Annotated in this window: 18 protein-coding genes; 8 read left to right on the top strand and 10 right to left on the bottom strand. The window is 71.8% G+C overall.

Annotated features, from left to right (window positions below; genetic code table 11):
* Nucleotides 1–8: 8 nt before the first annotated feature.
* Genes purE through ABD213_RS03550 form a run of 5 tightly spaced genes read right to left on the bottom strand, consistent with a single transcriptional unit; the run spans nt 9 to nt 4114 of the window.
* Complete coding sequence (gene purE, locus ABD213_RS03530) at nt 9–503, bottom strand: 5-(carboxyamino)imidazole ribonucleotide mutase (protein WP_344324370.1); 495 nt, start codon at nt 501–503, stop codon at nt 9–11.
* Nucleotides 504–512: 9 nt separating this feature from the next.
* The gene (locus ABD213_RS03535; protein WP_344324373.1) at nt 513–1667 is read right to left on the bottom strand and encodes a 5-(carboxyamino)imidazole ribonucleotide synthase; all 1155 of its coding nucleotides are present in this window, start codon (nt 1665–1667) and stop codon (nt 513–515) included.
* Between the two features lie 43 nt (nt 1668–1710).
* A complete protein-coding gene (locus ABD213_RS03540; protein ID WP_344324375.1) occupies nt 1711–2733 on the bottom strand; it encodes an adenylate/guanylate cyclase domain-containing protein in 1023 nt (340 codons plus the stop codon).
* Nucleotides 2717–3223: a PH domain-containing protein gene (locus ABD213_RS03545; protein ID WP_344324378.1), complete on the bottom strand. Its 507-nt coding sequence runs from the start codon at nt 3221–3223 to the stop codon at nt 2717–2719. The genes ABD213_RS03540 and ABD213_RS03545 overlap by 17 nt, the downstream gene beginning before the upstream one ends.
* Nucleotides 3224–3277: 54 nt before the next feature.
* Nucleotides 3278–4114 carry a biotin--[acetyl-CoA-carboxylase] ligase gene (locus tag ABD213_RS03550; RefSeq protein WP_344324381.1) on the bottom strand — a complete coding sequence of 279 codons (837 nt, stop codon included), beginning with the start codon at nt 4112–4114 and terminating at the stop codon, nt 3278–3280.
* A gap of 97 nt (nt 4115–4211) precedes the next feature.
* Here ABD213_RS03550 and ABD213_RS03555 point away from each other — a divergent pair, with 97 nt between their 5' ends.
* The 3 genes from ABD213_RS03555 to ABD213_RS03565 all read left to right on the top strand — a co-directional run bounded on the left by ABD213_RS03555 (nt 4212) and on the right by ABD213_RS03565 (nt 6860).
* Nucleotides 4212–5807: an acyl-CoA carboxylase subunit beta gene (locus ABD213_RS03555; protein WP_344324384.1), complete on the top strand. Its 1596-nt coding sequence runs from the start codon at nt 4212–4214 to the stop codon at nt 5805–5807.
* Nucleotides 5804–6052 carry an acyl-CoA carboxylase subunit epsilon gene (locus ABD213_RS03560; protein WP_344324387.1) on the top strand — a complete coding sequence of 83 codons (249 nt, stop codon included), beginning with the start codon at nt 5804–5806 and terminating at the stop codon, nt 6050–6052. The genes ABD213_RS03555 and ABD213_RS03560 overlap by 4 nt, the downstream gene beginning before the upstream one ends.
* Before the next feature lie 151 nt (nt 6053–6203).
* Entirely contained in the window at nt 6204–6860 is a 657-nt protein-coding gene (locus ABD213_RS03565; RefSeq protein ID WP_344324390.1) for a hypothetical protein, read from the top strand.
* 138 nt (nt 6861–6998) lie between these two features.
* Here ABD213_RS03565 and ABD213_RS03570 read toward each other — a convergent pair whose 3' ends face one another.
* On the bottom strand, nt 6999–8204 hold the full coding sequence (locus tag ABD213_RS03570) for a hypothetical protein (protein ID WP_344324393.1): 1206 nt from the start codon (nt 8202–8204) through the stop codon (nt 6999–7001).
* A gap of 89 nt (nt 8205–8293) precedes the next feature.
* Here ABD213_RS03570 and ABD213_RS03575 point away from each other — a divergent pair, with 89 nt between their 5' ends.
* Together ABD213_RS03575 and ABD213_RS03580 are read left to right on the top strand one after the other, a co-directional pair.
* Nucleotides 8294–8896 (top strand): Maf family protein, encoded by a 603-nt coding sequence (locus ABD213_RS03575; protein WP_344324396.1) that lies wholly within the window; start codon nt 8294–8296, stop codon nt 8894–8896.
* Between the two features lie 73 nt (nt 8897–8969).
* Entirely contained in the window at nt 8970–9188 is a 219-nt protein-coding gene (locus ABD213_RS03580; protein ID WP_344324399.1) for a hypothetical protein, read from the top strand.
* 36 nt (nt 9189–9224) lie between these two features.
* Here ABD213_RS03580 and ABD213_RS03585 read toward each other — a convergent pair whose 3' ends face one another.
* On the bottom strand, nt 9225–10391 hold the full coding sequence (locus ABD213_RS03585) for an acyl-CoA dehydrogenase family protein (protein WP_344324402.1): 1167 nt from the start codon (nt 10389–10391) through the stop codon (nt 9225–9227).
* 136 nt (nt 10392–10527) lie between these two features.
* Between ABD213_RS03585 and ABD213_RS03590 the strand changes: the two genes are divergently transcribed.
* Nucleotides 10528–12309, top strand: coding sequence for an acetyl/propionyl/methylcrotonyl-CoA carboxylase subunit alpha (locus ABD213_RS03590; protein WP_344324405.1), 1782 nt, complete (start codon nt 10528–10530; stop codon nt 12307–12309).
* Between the two features lie 71 nt (nt 12310–12380).
* Here the strand turns inward: ABD213_RS03590 and ABD213_RS03595 are convergent, their stop codons facing one another.
* From ABD213_RS03595 to ABD213_RS03605, 3 genes are all read right to left on the bottom strand, one after another.
* Nucleotides 12381–15338, bottom strand: a complete 2958-nt coding sequence (locus ABD213_RS03595; RefSeq protein ID WP_344324707.1) for a SpoIID/LytB domain-containing protein — start codon at nt 15336–15338, stop codon at nt 12381–12383.
* Nucleotides 15242–16168, bottom strand: a complete 927-nt coding sequence (locus ABD213_RS03600; RefSeq protein ID WP_344324408.1) for a peptidoglycan recognition protein family protein — start codon at nt 16166–16168, stop codon at nt 15242–15244. Before ABD213_RS03600 ends, ABD213_RS03595 begins: the two co-directional genes overlap by 97 nt.
* Nucleotides 16169–16338: 170 nt before the next feature.
* The gene (locus tag ABD213_RS03605) at nt 16339–17706 is read right to left on the bottom strand and encodes an NAD(P)H-quinone dehydrogenase (protein ID WP_344324412.1); all 1368 of its coding nucleotides are present in this window, start codon (nt 17704–17706) and stop codon (nt 16339–16341) included.
* Nucleotides 17707–17761: 55 nt separating this feature from the next.
* On the opposite strand from ABD213_RS03605, the gene ABD213_RS03610 reads away from it, so the two are divergent.
* Together ABD213_RS03610 and ABD213_RS03615 are read left to right on the top strand one after the other, a co-directional pair.
* Nucleotides 17762–18553, top strand: a complete 792-nt coding sequence (locus ABD213_RS03610) for a purine-nucleoside phosphorylase (RefSeq protein WP_344324415.1) — start codon at nt 17762–17764, stop codon at nt 18551–18553.
* A 9-nt stretch (nt 18554–18562) separates the two neighbouring features.
* Entirely contained in the window at nt 18563–20236 is a 1674-nt protein-coding gene (locus ABD213_RS03615) for a phospho-sugar mutase (protein WP_344324418.1), read from the top strand.
* The last annotated feature ends 76 nt before the right edge of the window (nt 20237–20312 follow it).

A 20312-nucleotide genomic window follows, 5' to 3' on the forward strand; every position in this document is an offset into this window, starting at 1 on the left:
ATCGCCCCTCACCGATCACGCAGGGCCGCGCCCTTCGCGCGCGCGAAGTCGGCGAGATCCTCCTGGAACTGCGTCATCCGCTCGGTCAGTGCGGGGTCGCCGGCGGCGAGGATGCGGACCGCGAGCAGCCCGGCGTTGCGGGCGCCGCCGATCGAGACGGTGGCCACGGGGACGCCGGCCGGCATCTGCACGATCGACAGCAGCGAGTCCATCCCGTCGAGGTGCTTCAGCGGCACCGGGACGCCGATCACGGGCAGCGGCGTGACCGCGGCGAGCATGCCGGGCAGGTGCGCTGCTCCCCCGGCACCGGCGATGACGACCTCGAGCCCGCGCCCGTGCGCGTCGCGCCCGTAGGCGAGCATCTCGTCGGGCATCCGATGGGCGGAGACGACGTCGGCCTCGTAGGGGACGCCGAACTCGTGCAGGGCGCTCGCGGCGGCCTCCATGACCGGCCAGTCGGAGTCCGACCCCATGACGATCCCGACCCGTGGCGCAGCGCTCATGGCGCGATCCTAGCGATCCACCGCTCCCACAGCCGAACCGTCCTGCAGGAGCGTGGCGGCGCGGCGCGCGGTCGCGAGGACGTCCTCGAGGTCGTCGCCGACGACCGTCACGTGGCCGACCTTGCGCCCGGGCTTCACGTCCTTGCCGTACAGGTGGATCTTCGCCTCCGGCACCTCGTCGAGCACGACGGCGCGCTGTGCGAGGAGGTCCTGCACCGCCCCACCGAGCACGTTGACCATGACCGACCACGGTCGCAGCGGGGTGGACGGGCCGAGGGGGAGGTCGAGGACGGCGCGCAGGTGGTTCTCGAACTGGCTCGTCACGGCACCGTCGATGCTCCAGTGGCCGGTGTTGTGCGGACGCATGGCCAGCTCGTTGACGAGGATCCGCCCGTCGGCGGTCTCGAAGAGCTCCACCGCGAGCATGCCGGTGACGTCGAGCTCCTCGGCGACGCGCCGTGCGACCGCCTGGGCCTGCTCGCGAAGACTCGGATCGAGGTCGGGCGCGGGTGCGACGACCTCCTTGCAGATGCCGTCGGCCTGGCGGGACTCCACGACCGGGTAGGTCTCGACCTCACCGCTCGGGCGCCGCGCCACCTGGGCCGACAGCTCGCGTCGGAAGTCGACCAGCTCCTCGGCGATCAGCTCTTGCCCCAGGGCGAGCACCTCGCGCGCCTGCGCCTCGTCGTGCACGACCCAGACGCCCTTGCCGTCGTACCCGCCACGCGTCGTCTTCAGCACCGCCGGGTAGCCGAAGTCGGCCAGCTCGTCGACCGCCTCCTCGACGTCGCCGGACAGCAGCTCGAACAGCGGGCAGGGCACTCCGAGGACGCTGAGGCGGACTCGCATCTCGCCCTTGTCCTGCGCGTACAGGAGTGCGTCCGGTCCTGGTCGGGGCACGTGACCTTGCGCCGCGAGCGCCCTCAGGTGCTCCGGCGGCACGTGCTCGTGGTCGAAGGTGACGACCGGCGCCTGCCCGGCGACCTCCTGCAGGTCCGCGAGGACGGTGTGGTCGCCGACCCGGTGGTCCGGCACGACCTGCGCGGCACTGACGTCGGGGCCCTCGGCCAGGAGCCGGATGCGGACGCCGAGCCCGATGGCGGCCTGCTGCATCATGCGGGCCAGCTGCCCGCCTCCGATCACGGCCAGGTCTGGTGCGCGCACCCGTCCAGACTAGACGCCGGTACCCGGACGCGACGGCGGCGCCTCAGGTCGGCAGGCTCGGACGCGCGCTGACACGGGGCCGGAAGCCACGCCGCCGCGAGACGGTGATGGGCGAGACGTTGCCGAAGCCCCTCAGCGGCCGCGCCGGGAGGGCACGCATCTCGAACTCGCCGTCGCCGAGGCCGGCGGCCGTGACGTCGTCGATCAGGACCCGGTTGCTCCGTGCGACGTGCGACAACCGCGCCGCCAGGTTGACCGGCGGGCCGAACACGTCGCCCAGGCGGCTGACGACCGAGCCCGTGGCCAGTGCCACCCGGACGTCGGGCAGGTTCTCGCGCGAGCCGATGTGCTGCACGACCTCCAGTGCGGTGCGCACGGCCGCCGCCGGGTCGGTGTTGACGAACAGCACCGCGTCGCCGAGGGCCTTGATCACCCGGCCACCGTGGGAGGCGATGACGTCCGTGGCACGGTTCTCGAAGTCCTCGACGAGCGCCCCGAGCGCTGCCTGGTCCAGGGCGTTGGACATCGCGGTGAAGCGGGAGAGATCGGCGAACCCGACGGTCATGGTGGTGCTCAGCAGCTCGGCGTCGACGGCGCCGAGGGCCTCGAGGCGCGCGGCGGCGGCGGCGAGGTGGCGCCGCCAGGCGTAGAGCAGCAGAGCCTCGAAGCGAGGTGCGATCCGTTGGGCGATCTCGACCGACTCGACGAGGCGGCTCTCGGCACGACCGGCTGCGACGTCGTTCTCGACCTGGTCGACGATCGTCGCGACCTGCCAGTCGGCGAGCTTGGCCATCGTCTGTCCGAGCGCACGGGTCAGCCGGAAGACCGTGGCCTCGTCGACGAGGTCGTCACGCATCATCGAGACGACGACCTCGATCGCCTCGACGTCACGCTCGCCGTAGGCGGCGGCCTCGCCGGCGTTGGGGAAGCCGAGGGCCCGCCACAGCCGCTCGCCCTGCTCGACCCCGAGCCCACCGCGCTCGGTGGCCTCGAGTCCGGTGAGCGTGGGCTCCTCGCCGAGGAGCAGCCGTGCGAGCTCCTCGCGCAGCTCAGATCGGTTCGTCATGGCGGCGGTGAGCCTCGTAGACGAGCGTGCTGACGGTGCGGTGGAAGTCCTCGATGCGCGGGATGTCGCGCAGCAGCAGCCCCTGCTCCTCCGACGCGGTGTGCACGATGAGCGTCCCGCAGCGCAGGAGGCGGTCGTTGAGGTTCTTCTCGAAGGAGACGTCGTTGACCCTGCTGAGGGGGATGACGCGACCCTCGCGGGTGAGGATGCCCTTCTGCTCGACGATGCGTTTGCTCGTCAGCGTGTAGGTCCACAGGAACCACCGGACGAACGGCAGCACCGCGAACCACAGCGCGATGCCGACGGCGAGGGCGACGACGCCCCACCGCACCCAGCCGTCGCCGGAGCCGCCCGCCTGCGCGGCGAGGAACCCGCCGGCGAAGCTGCAGGCGAGCAGCACGAGCAGGGGGACGAGCAGCACCTTCACGTGGGTGCGGGTGGTCTCGAGGACCGTCTCCCCCGGCATCAACAACTTCGACGACAGCGCCATGTCCCGATCTTGTCACGCCGCGAGGACGTCGGGCAGCCGATCGGTCCAGCCACGTCACGCCAGCCGGCGCACGTGGGTCACGTCGCCAGAGCTGAGCGCCCGCCCGTCGACGACGAGACGGCCGTGCTCGTCGACGTCGTCCGCGGTGCCCTCCAGGCTGGTGCCGTCGGGCAGCTCGACCCGGACGCTCGAGCCGAGGGTGAGGCAGCGGCGGCGGTAGGAGTCGGCCACGCCGGCCGCCGGGTCGCCGTCGGAGCGCACCCAGGCGAGGTAGAGCCGCTCCAGCGCGCGGAGCAGGACCCTCAGGACGACCGTGCGGTCGGTCTGGTCCGCTCCGGCGAGGCGCATCGACGTCGCGGTGGGAACGGGCAGCTCGGCCTCGGTCATCGTGACGTTGAGCCCGATGCCGACCACCGCGGCGGGTCCCACGTCGGACCCCGCGTCGGGCTCGACGCGCTCGAGGAGGATGCCGCACAGTTTGCGGTCGTCGACGAGGACGTCGTTCGGCCACTTGAGGCCGGCCTCGAGGCCGCACTCGCGGGCGGTGGCCTCGACCGCGAGGCCGGCGAGCAGCGGCAGCCAGACCCACCTCGACGCCGGGACCGACGACGGCGGTCGCAGGAGCACCGAGACGATGACACCGGACCGCTCGGGCATCGTGAAGGATCGGTCGAGCCGGCCGCGGCCGGCCGTCTGGGTCTCGGCGACGAGGACCTCCCCCTCAGCCGCGCCGGCGCGGGCGCGCGCGGCGAGATCGGTGTTGGTCGAGGCCGTTCTCTCGACGACGTCCACGCGCCGCCACAGGCCCGCCTCTCGCACCAGGGAAGTGGTCAGGACGTCGGCCTGCAACGGCGGTCGGTCGAGGTCGGCGAAGCGTCCAGGCCCATCCATGGGACCAGCCTCACACATCGGCGCACGCGATCCATCGCTACTCTGTGCGCGAGCGCCGACGAGCCGGTCGGCGCCCGACGACACTGCGAGGGCACCCGTGAGCGAAGCAGAGATCGAAGAACACCCGGAGCTGCACACCACCGCCGGCCGACTGGCCGACTTCCAGCGGCGGCGCGACGAGGCCACGGTGGAGGTGGCCGAGCGCGCGGCAGAGAAGCAGCACGCCAAGGGCCGCAAGAGTGCCCGCGAGCGGATCGACCAGCTCTTCGACGAGGGATCCTTCGTCGAGCTCGACGCGCTCGCCCGCCACCGTTCCACCGCCTTCGGCCTGCAGGAGAACCGTCCGCTCGGCGACGGCGTCATCACTGGCTACGGCACGATCGACGGCCGCCAGGTCTGCGTCTTCGCGCAGGACTTCTCGATCTTCGGTGGCAGCCTCGGGGAGGTCTACGGGGAGAAGATCGTCAAGGTCATGGACCTGGCGATCAAGTCCGGCTGCCCGATCATCGGCATCAACGAGGGCGCCGGCGCCCGCATCCAGGAGGGGGTCGTCTCGCTCGGCCTGTACGGCGAGATCTTCCAGCGCAACGTGCACGCCTCCGGCGTGATCCCGCAGATCAGCCTCATCATGGGCACGAACGCCGGCGGTCACGTCTACTCCCCCGCCGTGACGGACTTCGTCGTGATGGTCGACAAGACCTCCAACATGTTCATCACCGGCCCCGACATCATCAAGACGGTCACCGGCGAGGACGTCTCGATGGAGGACCTCGGGGGTGCCCGCACGCACAACACCCGCAGTGGCAACGCGCACTACATGGGCACCGACGAGGACGACGCGCTCGAGTACGTCAAGGCGCTGCTGTCCTTCCTGCCGCAGAACAACATGGAGGAGGCCGACCCCTACGACGCCTCCGACTACGACCTCGAGCCCACCGACACCGACCGCGCACTCGACACGCTGATCCCCGACTCCGCGAACCAGCCGTACGACATCCGCACCGTCATCGAGGCCACGCTCGACGACGAGGACTTCCTGGAGGTCCAGCCGCTGTTCGCCCCGAACCTCGTCATCGGCTTCGGCCGGGTCGAGGGCCGCAGCGTCGGCGTCGTGGGCAACCAGCCCATGCAGCTGGCCGGCTGCCTCGACATCGACGCCTCCGAGAAGGCGGCCCGCTTCGTGCGCACGTGCGACGCCTTCAACATCCCGGTGCTGACCTTCGTCGACGTGCCCGGCTTCCTGCCGGGCACGGAGCAGGAGTGGAACGGCATCATTCGACGCGGCGCCAAGCTCATCTACGCCTACGCCGAGGCCACCGTCCCGCTGGTCACCGTCATCACGCGCAAGGCCTACGGCGGCGCCTACGACGTGATGGGGTCCAAGCACCTCGGTGCGGACATCAACATCGCCTGGCCGTCCGCACAGATCGCGGTGGTCGGTGCCTCCGGCGCCGTCAACATCCTGTACCGCCGCGAGATCGCCGGGGCCGACGACCCGGAGGCGCGTCGCGCCGAGCTGATGACGGAGTACGAGGACACCCTCTGCAACCCGTACATCGCAGCGGAGCGGGGCTACATCGACGCGGTCATCGAGCCGCAGCAGACGCGTGCGGAGGTCGTCAAGGCCCTGCGCCTGCTGCGCACCAAGCGCGAGACGCTGCCGCCCAAGAAGCACGGGAACATCCCGCTGTGAGCGGCGACGACCAGGACGCCGCGACGTCGGCTCAGCCGGTCCTGCGCGTGGTCAAGGGCGACCCGACGCCGGAGGAGCTCGCGGCGCTCGTGGCCGTCGTGGCCGCCCGCAATGCCGCGGCCGCCCACGCGGCCGCGGCGGCGGCGCGTCCTCGTCCGCGCAGCGAGTGGGGGCACCCGGTCCGCGCGCACCGCACCCCCCACCGGGTCGGCCCCGACGCCTGGCGGCGTTCCGCCTGGGCGTGACGCCCGGCCCCGGGTCCCGCGAGTGGCGCGATCCGGGGATTCCGAGACGGCGTGTCGCCCCACGGTGCGCCACTCGGGGGCGCCTCTGCGCCACTCGAGTCCGTGACTGCGCCACTCGCCGAGACCGAGCGAAGAGGTACACGACCCGACCATGAGCCTGCGCCACGAGCCCGAGGTGTCGGTCGCCGACTGGATCGTCGCCGCCGACGCCCCCTGGGACGTCCTCGCCGCGCACGGGCCGCCCGGCTTCGAGGCCTACGTCACGGTCCGGTTCGACGGTGACGACACGGACCACTACCGACCCGATCCGGAGCTGGTGGCCGAGGTGACGCGTCTCGCGGCCGAGCACACCACGACGCCGGAACGCGCCTGGTTCGCGCTGTGGGACGGCTGGGGCGAGATCGACGGCGGCCGCACCTACACCGCGATGGACTCCGATCGGCTGTTCGGACGGATGTTCTCGGCGCCCCGCCCGGTCGAGGCCGTGCCGGCCTTCGGTCCGGACGTCCTCGCCGGGCCGCGCGTCGACCTCTGCGGCGTGCGGTCCTACCTGCTGTTCGTCGGTGCCACGCACGACGTCGGCGCCTGGCCCGCGCGTCCGCCGCGACCGGGGTGGCCGTCCGACCTGCCCCAGGCGTCGTTCACCTGGCCCGCTGATCGGGCCTGGTGCATCGCCTCCGACGTCGACGCCGACGAGCTCACCGTCGGCGGCTCGGCACGTCTCGCGGAGGCCCTGCTCAGGAACGGCGGGCTGGAGGCGCGGTCCACGGACCCGTGGGCACCTCGGGAGCCGGGCTCACCTCGCTGAGCCGCGACCGGAGGTCCCGATCGAGGGCCAGCACCGCCCGATGTCGGCGGACGCCGCCCCCGACGACGACCAGCACGTCGCCGCCGGCGGTCGCGATGCCGATTCCTCGAGAGTCGAGCACGCCCGGCCAAACCGGGGTCACCGCCACCACCTGAGCGCGATCGATGCTCCACGGAGCACGGTCCCGGCCGTCGGGCGCACGGTCAGGACGGCGTCGTCGAGGACCAGCTCGACGCGCGTCGACGGCAGACCGCGGACGTCGTCACAACGACCGTGCAGCGGCATCGTCCGCGTGGCGCGCGCACGCACCGCCACGACGGTGACGACTGCGGCGACGACCACGGCGAGACCGACCGCACCGACGACGATCCCGACCGTGGGGTCCAGCACCAGCCGCGCCACGAGCAGGCCGGTCCCCACGAGCAGCATCGCGACCACGGCGACTCGAGGCGCGGGACCGTGACGCACCGCGGGACGTTCCTGGCCACGCGCGACGGCGACCCGCGCGAGATGCACCTCGGCCTCCACGCGGGACCGCCCGAGCTCCCGGTTCATGGACCACGGCAGGACCAGCGAGGAGAAGAGGGCGGCCCACAGGAGGACCACCAGACCGAGTGCGACGGCACCGGCAGCGACGGCTGCCGCGACCAGGTTCGCCGGCCCCGCGACGAACGGCAACGAGCCCATGAGCATCGTCGCCGTGCCGGCCAGGACGCCGAGGAGCGCCACGACCGCCGCGGCGGGAGGAGCGATGCGCGCGTGGGCCCGTGCGAGTGGACCGTCGGCGGCGAGCAGGCCGTCGGGGTCGTCACGCAGGTCGTGCACCTCGCCGTCGTGCCGGCCGACCCCGCCGGGTGGGAGATCTCTGGCCGCCGGACGGCGCAGCTGCTGCAGCCCGTCCTCCAGCTCACGCCGGACAGCCACCTGCTCACGCACGTCGCGGATCATCGAGGACAGGCACAGACCGACGGTGAGGACACCGAGCGCCGCGGCCACGGGTTCGGCCACCGCGGACGTGTCGGCACCGGGGAGGAGGAGGTAGCCGACGGCCGCGACGAGCGCTGCCGCCGCCCCTGCGAGGTGTCGCACGATCCGCCCACCCGGCAGGAATCGGGCCGTCGCCCACCACGTGAGGATCTCGAGGGCGATGGCGACCGCCATCGGTTCCGCCGGGACGACGGCGAGCAGGCTCACGACGGCCATCAGCAGTGGCAGCCGCCGCACGGCGAGGACCGCCCCCGGTGCCAGCAGGCGCGCGCGCAGGGCGACCTCCCGTGCTCGCCACGCGGCCAGCAGGTCCGCGCGGGTCGTCGTCGTGTGCAGCGGGTCGGGCTCGTCGCTCATGGGTCCCCTCGAGGCAACGGGCGGCAGGGCCCCCTCGCATCGGCACGGGCGTCCGGCCGTCCGGCACGGGGCAGCGGCATGATGGTGCCATGGTCCGGCTCGTCCTCGCATCCCAGTCCCCGGCCCGGCTCGCGACGCTGCGGTCGGCCGGCGTCGAGCCGGAGGTGGTCGTCTCCGGCGTCGACGAGTCGCAGGTGACCACCCACGACGCCGCGAACCTGGCGGCGGCGCTCGCCCAGCTCAAGTGCCGGGCGGTCGCCGCCGAGATCGACGACCCCGACGCCGTCGTCGTGGGCTGCGACTCGGTGCTCGCGTTCGAGGGCGAGATCCTCGGCAAGCCCCTCACGGCCGACGTCGCCCGGACCCGCTGGCATCGCATGCGCGGACGCTCCGGGGTGCTGCACACCGGTCACTGCGTCCGCCGAGGCGGCAAGGAGGTCGTCGACGGTGCCTCGACGATCGTGCACTTCGCCGACGTCACCGACGACGAGATCGACGCCTACGTCGCCACCGGGGAGCCGCTGCACGTCGCCGGAGCCTTCACGATCGACGGCCTGGGCGGTGCGTTCGTGCGGGGCATCGAGGGCGACCACCACACCGTCGTCGGCATCAGCCTCCCGATGCTGCGCGACCTCCTCGCCGACGTCGAGGTCCGGTGGACCGAGCTGTGGGCGGTGCCACCCCGGTCCTGACCCGGCTCCAGGCACGCGACCGGGTGGGGCCAATGACGACGATCCTGGGTGCGAAGGTGGACAATGGAGCACGATGCCTCCCACGCCGCGCCGTCGCTACCACGCGTCCAGCCCCTTCCAGGCCGAGCCGGAGGTGGTCCATCCGGTGTACGAGGTGGGCGAACGGGTGTCCCACGACGGCTGGGGCATCGGCCGCGTCGTGTCGGTGGAGCGCGCCACGGCCGTCACCGTGGACTTCGCCGGGTCCGTGCGGCGGATCATCCTGCCGACGTCACGCCTCGAGCACCTCTGAGCACCGGCACTGACGAGTGCCGGTCGCTGCCGCCGCTCACTCGACCGGCAGCCCCAGCCCACGGGCGATGAGCATCCGCTGGACCTCACTCGTTCCCTCCCCGATCTCGAGGATCTTCGCGTCACGGTAGAACCGTGCGACGGGGTACTCCTCCATGAAGCCGTAGCCGCCGAAGACCTGCGTCGCGATGCGCGACCCGGTGACGGCGGCCTCCGTGGAGTAGAGCTTGGCGATCGACGCGGCCTGCTTGACCTCCGCCGACGGAGCGCCCGCATCCTTCAACCGGGCCGCACGGTAGGTGAGCGCTCGCGCCCCCTCGAGCATGACGGCGAGGTCGGAGACCTGGAAGGCCACGCCCTGCTTGGCGCCGATCGGGACGCCGAACGTCTCGCGCTGGCCGGCGTACTCCACGCAGAGGTCGAGGCACGCCTGCAGGCAGCCGACGGCGAGGGCCGAGATGGCGATCCGGCCGTCGTCGAGCGTGGCGAGGAACTGTGCGTACCCGCGTCCGCGCTCGCCCAGGAGGTGGTCGGCGGGCACGCGGACGTCGGTCAGCGTGAGGGCGTGGGTGTCGGAGATGTGCCAACCGAGCTTGTCGTAGGGCGCCTCGGCGACGAACCCGCGCGTGCCGGCCGGCACGCAGATCGCGGAGATCTCGGGACGCCCGTCAGCCCGCTCGCCGGTGCGGGCGGTGACCGTGACGAGGGAGGTGATCTCGCTGCCGGAGTTCGTGATGAACTGCTTGGCCCCGTCGACGACCCACTCGTCGCCGTCGAGGACCGCCCTGGTGCGGGTGGCGCCCGCGTCCGAGCCGGCGCCCGGCTCGGTGAGGCCGAAGCCGGCGAGCGCCCGGCCGGCGACGAGGTCGGGCAGCCAGCGCTCCTTCTGCTCCTCGCTGCCGTACGCGACGAGCGGGTTGATGCCAAGACCGACGCCCGCCTGGAGGGTGATGCCGATGGACTGGTCGACGCGACCGAGCTCCTCGATGGCGATGCACAGGCTCGTGAAGTCGGCCTCGGAGCCGCCGTACGCCGCCGGGGCGGTGATGCCGAACAGACCGAGGTCGCCCATCTCGCGCACCACGTGGACGGGGAAGTGGTGGTCCTTGTCCCACTGCGCGACGTGCGGGGCGATGCGCGTCCGGGCGAACTCACGCACCATGCGGCGGAAGTCCTCGTGCTCGTTCGTGGAGAGGGCAGCCATGCGCCCAAGGTTAACACTCGTTAACCTGTGTGGGCGTCGGTCGTTCCACCGGGCGTGACGTACCTCATCGGTCGGACGTCCATGCTTGGCCCTACACTCGGCTCGCAGACGTGTCGGTCGAGACGAGGAGCACCACGTGAGCAAGCCCCTGCAGAAGGTCCTGATCGCGAACCGCGGCGAGATCGCCGTACGCGTCATCCGTGCCTGCAAGGACGCCGGGATCGCCAGCGTCGCGGTCTACGCCGAGCCCGACCGGGACGCGATCCATGTGCGCATGGCCGACGAGGCCTACTCGCTCGAGGGCGCCACCCCCGCCGACTCCTACCTCTCGATCGAGAAGATCGTCGACGTCGCGAAGCGCTCAGGCGCAGACAGCGTCCACCCCGGGTACGGGTTCCTCGCGGAGAACGCCGACTTCGCCCAGGCGGTCCTCGACGCCGGGCTGATCTGGATCGGTCCCCCGCCCGCGGCCATCGACGCCCTCGGTGACAAGGCCAAGGCCAAGCAGATCGCCGAGCGTGCGAACGCGCCGCTCGCTCCCGGCACGAAGGATCCCGTCGCCGACGCCGACGAGGTCGTCGCGTTCGCGCAGGAGAACGGCCTCCCCGTGGCGATCAAGGCGGTCTTCGGCGGCGGCGGCCGCGGTCTCAAGGTCGCGCGCACCCTCGAGGAGATCCCCGACGCCTTCGACTCCGCTGTGCGCGAGGCGGTCGGCGCCTTCGGTCGCGGGGAGTGCCTCGTGGAGAAGTTCCTCGACAAGCCGCGCCACGTCGAGACCCAGTGCCTGGCCGACCAGCACGGCAACGTCGTCGTCGTGTCCACCCGTGACTGCTCGCTGCAGCGCCGCCACCAGAAGCTCGTCGAGGAGGCGCCCGCGCCGTTCCTGTCCGACGACCAGCTGCAGCGTCTCTACGACTCCTCCAAGGCCATCCTGAAGGAGGCCGGCTACGTCGGTGCCGGGACGTGTGAGTTCCTCGTCGCCCGCGACGGCACCATCAGCTTCCTGGAGGTCAACACGCGTCTGCAGGTCGAGCACTGCGTCTCCGAGGAGGTCACCGGCATCGACCTCGTCCGCGAGATGTTCCGCATCGCCGCGGGCGAGGAGCTCGGGTACGACGACCCGGAGATCATCGGACACTCCATCGAGTTCCGCATCAACGCCGAGGACGGCGGACGCGGCTTCCTGCCCGCCCCCGGCACGCTGACCCGTTGGTCTCCCCCCGCCGGCCCCGGCGTGCGCCTCGACGGTGGCTACGAGGAGGGCGAGACGGTGCCCGGCGCCTTCGACTCCCTCGTCGCCAAGCTCATCGTCACCGGGCGCACCCGCGAGCAGGCGATCGAGCGGTCGCGGCGCGCGCTCGACGAGTTCGTCGTCGAGGGGATGCCCACCGTGATCCCGTTCCACCGCGACGTCCTCGACGACCCGGCCTACAACGCCCTCCCGACGCAGGACGGAGAGGGCTCCTTCGACGTCTACACGACGTGGATCGAGACCGACTACGACAACCAGCTCGAGCCGTACGGTGGCGGGTCGGAGTCCGCGGAGCCCTCCGAGCGCGAGCGCGTCGTCGTCGAGGTCGGGGGCAAGCGCCTCGAGGTCGTGCTGCCCGGCGGGCTGGGTGCCGCCGCTCCGGCGGCCGGCGCTGCCAAGAAGCCCAAGCGCAAGGGCGGTGGCGGTGGCGCCGCGGCCGTCTCCGGCGACTCCCTCACCTCGCCCATGCAGGGCACCGTCGTCAAGATCGCCGTCGAGGAGGGCCAGCAGGTCGCCGAGGGTGACCAGGTCGTCGTCATCGAGGCCATGAAGATGGAGCAGCCCATCACCGCTCACAAGAGCGGCACGCTCACCGGCCTCAAGGCCGAGATCGGCGCCACCGTCGGTGCCGGCGAGGTCATCGCCGAGATCGTCGACGCCGAGTAGGCCGCACCCGTCCCAGGCCGACGACGAGGGGCCCGGTCCGATCGGACCGGGCCCCTCGTCGTGTCACCGGCTCAGAAGGCGAACCAGTCCGACTTCAGCCCGAAGGCCGCTCGGGCCGCCGGTCCCGTCACCGTCACCGTGCCTGAGCTGCCGATGATCTGCATCGACGTGACGCGCCCACCGTCGGCGCCGTGACCGTTGCGCTGGGTGATCCGCAGCCGCTGCGGCGTGCCGATGCTCGGGTACCGCGCGCGGATCGTCGAGACGGGGACGTTCTGCGTCCAGGACCGGTTGGGGTTCGCGGTCGTGGCGTCCCAGGGGTCGTTGACCGGACGCAGGTAGGGCTGCGACCCCTGGTTGGTGAAGCCACCGGAGGAGGACGAGAACTGCGTGAACGCCGGAGAGCCCTGGTACAGCAGCACCCGCTTGGCGGTGGACGCGACGGCGGCGTCCGTCCTGGCCGTCTCGGCGGACGCGCCACCGTAGACCTGGCACGACGTCGTGTCGCAGATGTCGTACCAGCCACCGGAGCTGATCGAGCGGAGCCCGTAGGTGCGCGCGGCGATGGACTGCGCTCGCAGCGCCTGGTCCGGCCAGGAGGCCGGGACCTCGCGAGGCACGACGCCGCGGGCGTAGTCGTCGAGGTGCACCACGTTGACCGTCTGGCGCGTCGTCGACGTCGAGCTGGCCTGAGCCGCGCGCAGCTTGTAGCGGTAGGTGACCGTCCCACCGCCGGGCATGGCCAACCGCATGGTCGGGGCGGCGAAGTCGGCCGCTCCGCTCCAGGTCATGTCCTGGTAGGTGCGCCACGTCGAGCCCGACTTGTAGCGCAGCGTCGACTGGCGCCGGTCCGAGGCCAGCGGCTCGATGCGCCAGTGCGAGACCTTCGCGCCGTTGACGCTGGTCGGCAGGGCGATGGAGCGCGAGCCCTGGAGGAAGCGCAGGTTCGAGGCGGCGAGCACGGCCAGCGAGCCGTCGTTGTCCGCCGTGACGAGCACCCTGATGTACCGGGAGCTGTCGGCGAGGGTCGTACCCGGGTAGTAGCGCGCGAGGATGGTGGAGGCCATCGCTCCGCTCTGGGAGCCCCCGAGTGCGCCGTACTGGCTCATCCCGATCCCGTGCCCGAACCCGCGTCCCTTGAAGGGGATGCTCGTGGCCGAGCCGATCGTGCGATCGTTCACCCCGGACCCGCCGGCGGCCGCCTTGGTCGAGCCGGAGACCACGTCCGTCCACGGACTGAGCGCCTCGTTCGACACGGAGTGCCGCACGATCACTCGGACGTGGTACGTCGTCGACGGGTCCAGGCCCGTCACCCGACCGCTCGGGGAGGTGAAGGCGAAGTGCTGCGGGCTGGCCATCGATGCGTTCCTGGAGACCTGCACGACGTACTTCTTCGCCGTCTCCACCTGGTTCCACGCCAACGACATCGACGTCGCGTCCGAGCCCGTCACCCTGAAGTTCGCCGGCGCCGGCCACCGGTACGTCGGACCGGGCGGAGCGGGCGCCGTCGTCGAACCCGTCACCGTCGACGTCCAGGGACTCAACGCCTGGTTCGTGATCGAGTGCCGCACCACCACCCGCACGTGGTACGTCGTGGACGGGTCGAGGCCGGTCACCCGGCCGCTGTTCGTCGAGAAGGCGAAGTGCATCGGCTTGGACATCGACGGGTTCTTCGAGACCTGCACGACGTACTTCTTCGCCGTCTCGACTCGGTTCCAGGCGAACGACATGGACGTCGCGTCCGAGCCCGTCACCCTGAAGTTCGCCGGCGCCGGCCACCGGTAGGTCGGCGGTGGTGGCACGTCGGCGGTCGTCGTCTCCGAGACCACGGGCGACCACGGGCTGAGCGCCTGGTTGGTGATCGAGTGCCGCACCACCACCCGCACGTGGTACCTGGTCGACGGGTCGAGACCCGTCACGCGGCCGCTGGTCGTCGAGAACGCGAAGTACCTCGGCTTGGACATCGACGCGTTCTCGGAGACCTGCACGACGTACTTCTTCGCCGTGTCGACCCGGTTCCACGCCAGGGCCAGCGACGTGCCGTCCGACCCCGTGACCCGCAGGTTGGCCGGAGCCGGCCAACGGAACGTCGACCCGGAGATCACGGAGCTCCACGGACTGAGCGCCTCGTTCGTCGTCGAGTGCCTGACCACGATGCGCACGTGGTACGTGGTCGACGGCTTCAACCCCGTCACCCGGCCGCTATTCGTCGAGAAGGCGAAGTGCATCGGTTTGGACATCGACGCGTTCTCGGAAACCTGCACGACGTACTTCTTCGCCGTCGACACCTGGTTCCACGCCAAGGCCAACGACGTCGCCTGACGATCCGTCACCCTGAAGTTCGCCGGAGCAGGCCACCGATACGTCGGCGCCGGAGCGGCCGTCTGGCGCGACAGCGGCGCCGTCCATGGACTCAACGCGGACCCGTCCTTCGAGTGGCGCACCATCACCCGCGCGTAGTAGGTCGTCGAAGCCTTCAGTCCGGTGATGCGCCCCGAGGTGGTCGAGAACGCCCGCGACGTCGCACCTGACATGGACGCGTTCGTCGAGACCTGCACGACGTACTCCTTGGCCGTTTCGACCTGGTTCCATGCCAACGACAGTGATGAGGCGTCGGAGCCCGTCACACGGAGGTTGCTGGGGGCCGGCCATCGGTACGTCGGGGTCGGAGCCGGATTGGCAGCAGGGGGTGCCGCGGACAGCCGCTGATGGACCGAGCTGCGCAGTCCGCTGGTGACCCAGGCGTAGCCGAGCCGTCCCGGGCACTCGGTGGCCTTGACGTCGCGGTGGCCGATGATCCGCTGCACGGACTTGCCGTCGAGGGTGTGGGTGCCACGGGCCGGCAGGCCGGCGAGGCGGAAGCGCCAGGCGACGAGGTCGGCAACGGCTGCGCGCGTCGCGAGGACCGGCTGCACGTTCGTGAAGGTGCCCATCATCGCGATGCCGACGGTGTAGGTGTTGGCGTCGTTCGTCCCGGCATGGGCGCCGCGGACCATGTTGGTGATGCCGCCGATGCGGCCCTCGTAGATCCGGCCGAAGCGGTCGACGAGGAAGTTGTAGCCGATGTCGCACCACCCGCGGCTGCGGTGTAGTCCTGGTAGCTGCGCAGGATGCCGGCCACCTGCGCCTGGCTGTAGGTGTTGTTGCCCGCGGTGTGGTGGATCGTCGCGCCACGGGTGGCGGGGCGGCCCGTGGAGCAGCTCGCCGACTTCGCACCCCAGGACGATCGCATGATGATCGGCGGCTGGCCTGCGGCGCCGGAGGTCGGCGCGATCAGGCCGTCCTCACCGGGGTCGATGGTCGCGACCTTCACGTCGCGCGGGAGCTCGCCACTGGCCGAGGTGATCTTGACGGAGACCCCGTCGGCGCCGTCGTTGATCCACAACGGCTCGGTGCCGGCTCGCCCGCCCTCGTTGGGGTCGACCGGCTCCACCTCCAGGTCCTCGAACGCACTCCACTGCCCCGCCGTGCGGTAGCTGACCTCGACGCGCAGGTCGGCGCCGCCCTCCCACGTCACGCCGACCATGTTGAAGGGGTCGGTCGTGGTCCGCTCGAGCTCGGCGACGGGGGCCTCGGGGTCTCCCCCGCCCCGGCCGGTGCCGCCGGCGTCGTCCTGGGGCTCCTGCAGGTCCTCCTGCGGGTCCTCCTGCAGCGTCTCCGGGGGTGCCTGCTCGGCCTCCGGGTCGTCCACGAGGGGGACGGCCTGCTCCTGCAGGGTGGAGTCCTCACCCTCCGCCGAGACGGGAGTGGTGTCGGACGGGTCGCTCGGGTCGCTCGGGCCGACGAGGACCGTCGCCGCGGCGACGGCACCGACGAGGCCCAGCGCCAGGGCTCGGTGGACGGATGACCAGGGGATCATGGGGAAGCCGATCGTGTGACTGGTGTGACGAATGTGACGAGTCGTGACTCGAATCCTCACCCGCCGGGTGGGCCTCTGTCCACCGCAATCGGTTGATCTGCAGAACTACATTGGTGTCATTTCCGCAGGTCAGGGGCAATGCGTCGCGCCGACGCCGATCGACGGGTCCGTCAGAGCCGGTGCAGGCGGCGCGCGGCCTCGGCGACCGACCCGGACAGCGAGGGGTAGACCGTGAACGCCTCCGCGACCTGATCGACCGTCAGACCCGTCGAGACCGCCAGAGAGAGCGCGTGGACGAGCTCGCTGGCCCGGGGCCCGACGACGACGCCGCCGACCACGCCACCGCCGCCGGCTCTCGCCGACAGCTTGACGAAGCCGTGGTGCACCCCCTGCATCTTGGCCCTCGCGTTGGCAGCCAGCGGGAGCATCGTCGACTCGACGTGGATCTCGGCCTCGTCGATCTGACGCTGGGACAGCCCGACCGTCGCGATCTCGGGCGAGGTGAAGATGTTGCTCGAGATCTTCTGCAGATCCAGCGGGAGGACGGCGTCGCCGAGCAGGTGCGACATGGCGATGCGCCCCTGCTGCGCGGCGACCGACGCGAGCATGAGCACGCCCGTGCAGTCGCCGGCGGCGTACACGCCCGGGACCGACGTGCGCGAGACCCGGTCGACACGCACGAACCCACCGTCGTCCAGGACGACGCCCGCCTCCTCCAGACCCATGTCCTGGGTGTTCGGGATGGAGCCGAGCGCGAGGAGGCAGTGCGAGCCCTCGACGGTGCGGCCGTCGGTGAGGGTGACGACGACGCCGTCGCCCGAGCGCTCCACCGCGGCCATGCGGGACGTGCCCATCACCGTCATCCCACGCTCGGTGAAGACCTCCTCGATGAGCGCGGCGGCGTCCTCGTCCTCGCCGGGCAGCACCCGGTCGCGGCTGGAGACCAAGGTGACCTCGGCGCCGAGCCCGTTGTACGCGCTGGCGAACTCCGCGCCCGTGACGCCGGAGCCCACGACGATCATGTGCCGAGGGATCTCCCGCAGAGCGTAGACCTGCTCCCACGTCAGGATCCGCTCACCGTCGGGCTGCGCGTCGGGGCTGACGCGCGGGTGGGCACCGGTGGCCAGGAGCACGGCGTCGGCGTCGACGACCCGCGTCCCCTCCTCGGTGGTGACCTCGACCGAGGTGGCGTCGACGAGTCGGGCGCGACCGTCGAGGACCGTCACGCCACTCGCGTCCAGTCGCGTCGCGATGTCCTCGGACTGGGCCGCGGCCAGGCGCATCACGCGGTGGTTCACGGCGGCGAGGTCGGCACGGACGGTGGACGGCACCTCGACACCGAGCTCGGCGGAGGACTCGACCTCGGTCAGCAGGTCGGACGTCGCGATGAGCGTCTTGCTCGGCACGCAGTCGGTGAGCACGGTCGAGCCGCCCACCCCGTCCCTCTCGACGAGGGTGACCTTCGCTCCCAGGCGGGCAGCGACCAGCGCCGCCTCGTATCCTCCGGGGCCTCCACCGACGATCGCCACATGAGTCACGGGCCCATTGTCGCAGCCGACGCCGGGCGGTCGGGTCTCGGTTAGGGTTCGGCAGGTGAGAACCGCAGAACTCGCCCAGCAGGCCGCCACCGAGCTCGCCCGGCGCACGAGCGTCGAGCGGCACGACGTCGCCCTGGTGATGGGCTCGGGCTGGTTGCCCGCGGCCGACCGGCTCGGCGAGACCCGCACCGAGCTGCCCGCTGCCGACCTGCCCGGCTTCCGGGCGCCGTCGGTCGAGGGGCACGGCGGCACCGTCCGCTCGGTCCGCGCCGGCGACCTCGACGTGCTGGTCTTCCTCGGCCGGACCCACTTCTACGAGGGTCACGGCGTCGCGAGCGTCGTCCACGGGGTGCGCACCGCCGCTGCCGCGGGGTGCCGCGCGGTCGTGCTCACCAACGGGTGCGGCGGTCTCGACCCGGCGTGGTCACCCGGTACCCCGGTCCTCATCAGCGACCACATCAACCTCACCGCCACGTCGCCCATCGAGGGTGCACGGTTCGTGGACCTCACCGACGCCTACTCGCCGCGCCTGCGCGACCTGTGCCGCGAGGTCGACCCGAGCCTCGACCAAGGTGTCTACGTCCAGCTGCCCGGCCCCCACTACGAGACGCCGGCCGAGATCCGCATGATCCGCACGCTCGGCGGCGACCTCGTCGGCATGTCGACGGTCCTCGAGGCGATCGCCGCCCGCGAGGCGGGCCTGGAGGTCCTCGGACTGTCCCTGGTCACGAATGCCGCCGCCGGCATGTCCGGTGAGCCCCTGAACCACGAGGAGGTGCTCGAGGCCGGACGCACCGCGGCGACCCGCATGGGCGACCTGCTCGGACGCGTCCTGCCCCGGATCTGAGGAGCGACCATGGAGACCCTGCCCGACGACCTGCGTTCCGCCGCCGAGGACTGGCTGTTTCAGGACCCCGACCCGGTAACGCGCGAGGAGCTGACGGGCCTCCTCCGCGGCAACGCGGTCGCCGAGCTGCAGGACCGGTTCGCCGGACGACTGCAGTTCGGCACCGCGGGACTGCGCGGGGCTCTCGGTGCCGGCCCGAACCGCATGAACCGGGTCGTCGTCGCGCAGGCGGCCGCGGGCCTGTGCCGGTACCTGCTGGACCAGGCGAGCGAGGGTGGACGCCCGTCGATCGTCGTCGGCTACGACGCGCGCTTCAACTCCGACGTCTTCGCCCGCGACACCGCCGAGATCGCGCAGGGGCTGGGTCTGGACGCCTACCTCCTGCCCGAGCCGACGCCGACCCCCGTCCTGGCCTTCGCCATCGGACACCTGGGCAGCTCTGCCGGCGTCATGGTCACCGCCTCGCACAACCCGCCGCAGGACAACGGGTACAAGGTCTACCTCGCCGACACCAGCCAGATCGTCCCGCCGGCCGACGCCGACATCTCCGCGGCGATCGACGCCGTGGGCAGGGTCGACGAGCTCGAGCGCAGCGACGCTCACACGGTGCTCGGCCCCGACGTCGCCGACGCCTACCGGACGGCGGCAGTCAGCCTCTCGCAGACCCTCGGTGCCAGCGGCACCGACCGGCGGGCGGTCAGCGCCGTCTACACCCCCATGCACGGCGTCGGACGCGACACGGTCGTCCGCGTCGTCGAGGACGCGGGGTTCGCGCCCCTGCACGTCGTGGCGGAGCAGGCCGAGCCCGATCCTCGCTTCCCCACCGTCGCCTTCCCCAACCCCGAGGAGCCGGGCGCGATGGACCTCGCCCTTGCCAAGGCGGCCGAGGTGGAGGCCGACCTCGTGCTGGCCAACGACCCGGACGCCGACCGGTGCGCCGTCGGCGTCCGTGCCGCCAACGGGACGGTCACGATGCTGAGCGGCGACCAGGTCGGCGTCCTCCTCGGCGACCTGCTGCTGCGGCGCGGGGTCTCGGGCACCTACGCGGCGTCTGTCGTCAGCTCCGACATGCTCGGGCGGGTCGTGTCGGCAGACGGCGGCGCATGGCAGCAGACGCTCACCGGCTTCAAGTGGCTCGGCAAGATCGCCGACCTCGCCTACGGCTACGAGGAGGCGCTCGGCTACAGCGTCGCCCCGCACATCGCACGGGACAAGGACGGTGTCACCGCCGTGCTCGCCGTGCTCGAGCTCGCCGCCGAGCTCAAGGCCGAGGGGCGCACCCTGCTGGACCGCCTCGACGACCTCTACCGCGAGCACGGGCTGCACCACACCGCCCAGCTCTCGGTGCGCGTGGAGGACGTCGCGATCATCGCCGCCGCCATGACGACGCTGCGAAGCGCTCCCCCGTCCCGCCTCGCCGGACTGCAGGTGACGACGATCGACGACCTCGCCACGGGCTGGCGCGACCTGCCCGCGACCGACGGGATCCGCCTGGAGCTCGCTCCCGGGGACGGCATCGACGGCGTCCGCATCATCTGCCGCCCGTCGGGCACCGAGCCCAAGCTGAAGTGCTACCTCGAGGTCGTCGCGTCGACCGACGGTGGGCTCGATGCCGCACGCGAGCGCGCCGAGGGTGTCACCGCGGCTCTGCGCGACGACCTCGCCGTCGCCCTCGGCCTCTGAACGTCAGGGCTCTCCGCAGAGCGTGGTCGTGCGCGGTCCTGGCCGTCCGCCCGGGACCCGCCCCCCAGCGGGGCTC

The sequence above is a fragment of the Aeromicrobium halocynthiae genome, from assembly GCF_039531385.1.
Lineage (GTDB): Bacteria > Actinomycetota > Actinomycetes > Propionibacteriales > Nocardioidaceae > Aeromicrobium > Aeromicrobium halocynthiae.

Coding starts and splice junctions, on each gene's coding strand:
- purE (WP_344324370.1), bottom strand. CDS start 503: ATGAGCGCTGCGCCACGGGTCGGGATCGTCATGGGGTCGGACTCCGAC.
- ABD213_RS03540 (WP_344324375.1), bottom strand. CDS start 2,733: ATGACGAACCGATCTGAGCTGCGCGAGGAGCTCGCACGGCTGCTCCTC.
- ABD213_RS03545 (WP_344324378.1), bottom strand. CDS start 3,223: ATGGCGCTGTCGTCGAAGTTGTTGATGCCGGGGGAGACGGTCCTCGAG.
- ABD213_RS03550 (WP_344324381.1), bottom strand. CDS start 4,114: ATGGATGGGCCTGGACGCTTCGCCGACCTCGACCGACCGCCGTTGCAG.
- ABD213_RS03565 (WP_344324390.1), top strand. CDS start 6,204: ATGAGCCTGCGCCACGAGCCCGAGGTGTCGGTCGCCGACTGGATCGTC.
- ABD213_RS03570 (WP_344324393.1), bottom strand. CDS start 8,204: ATGAGCGACGAGCCCGACCCGCTGCACACGACGACGACCCGCGCGGAC.
- ABD213_RS03575 (WP_344324396.1), top strand. CDS start 8,294: ATGGTCCGGCTCGTCCTCGCATCCCAGTCCCCGGCCCGGCTCGCGACG.
- ABD213_RS03580 (WP_344324399.1), top strand. CDS start 8,970: ATGCCTCCCACGCCGCGCCGTCGCTACCACGCGTCCAGCCCCTTCCAG.
- ABD213_RS03585 (WP_344324402.1), bottom strand. CDS start 10,391: ATGGCTGCCCTCTCCACGAACGAGCACGAGGACTTCCGCCGCATGGTG.
- ABD213_RS03600 (WP_344324408.1), bottom strand. CDS start 16,168: ATGATCCCCTGGTCATCCGTCCACCGAGCCCTGGCGCTGGGCCTCGTC.
- ABD213_RS03615 (WP_344324418.1), top strand. CDS start 18,563: ATGGAGACCCTGCCCGACGACCTGCGTTCCGCCGCCGAGGACTGGCTG.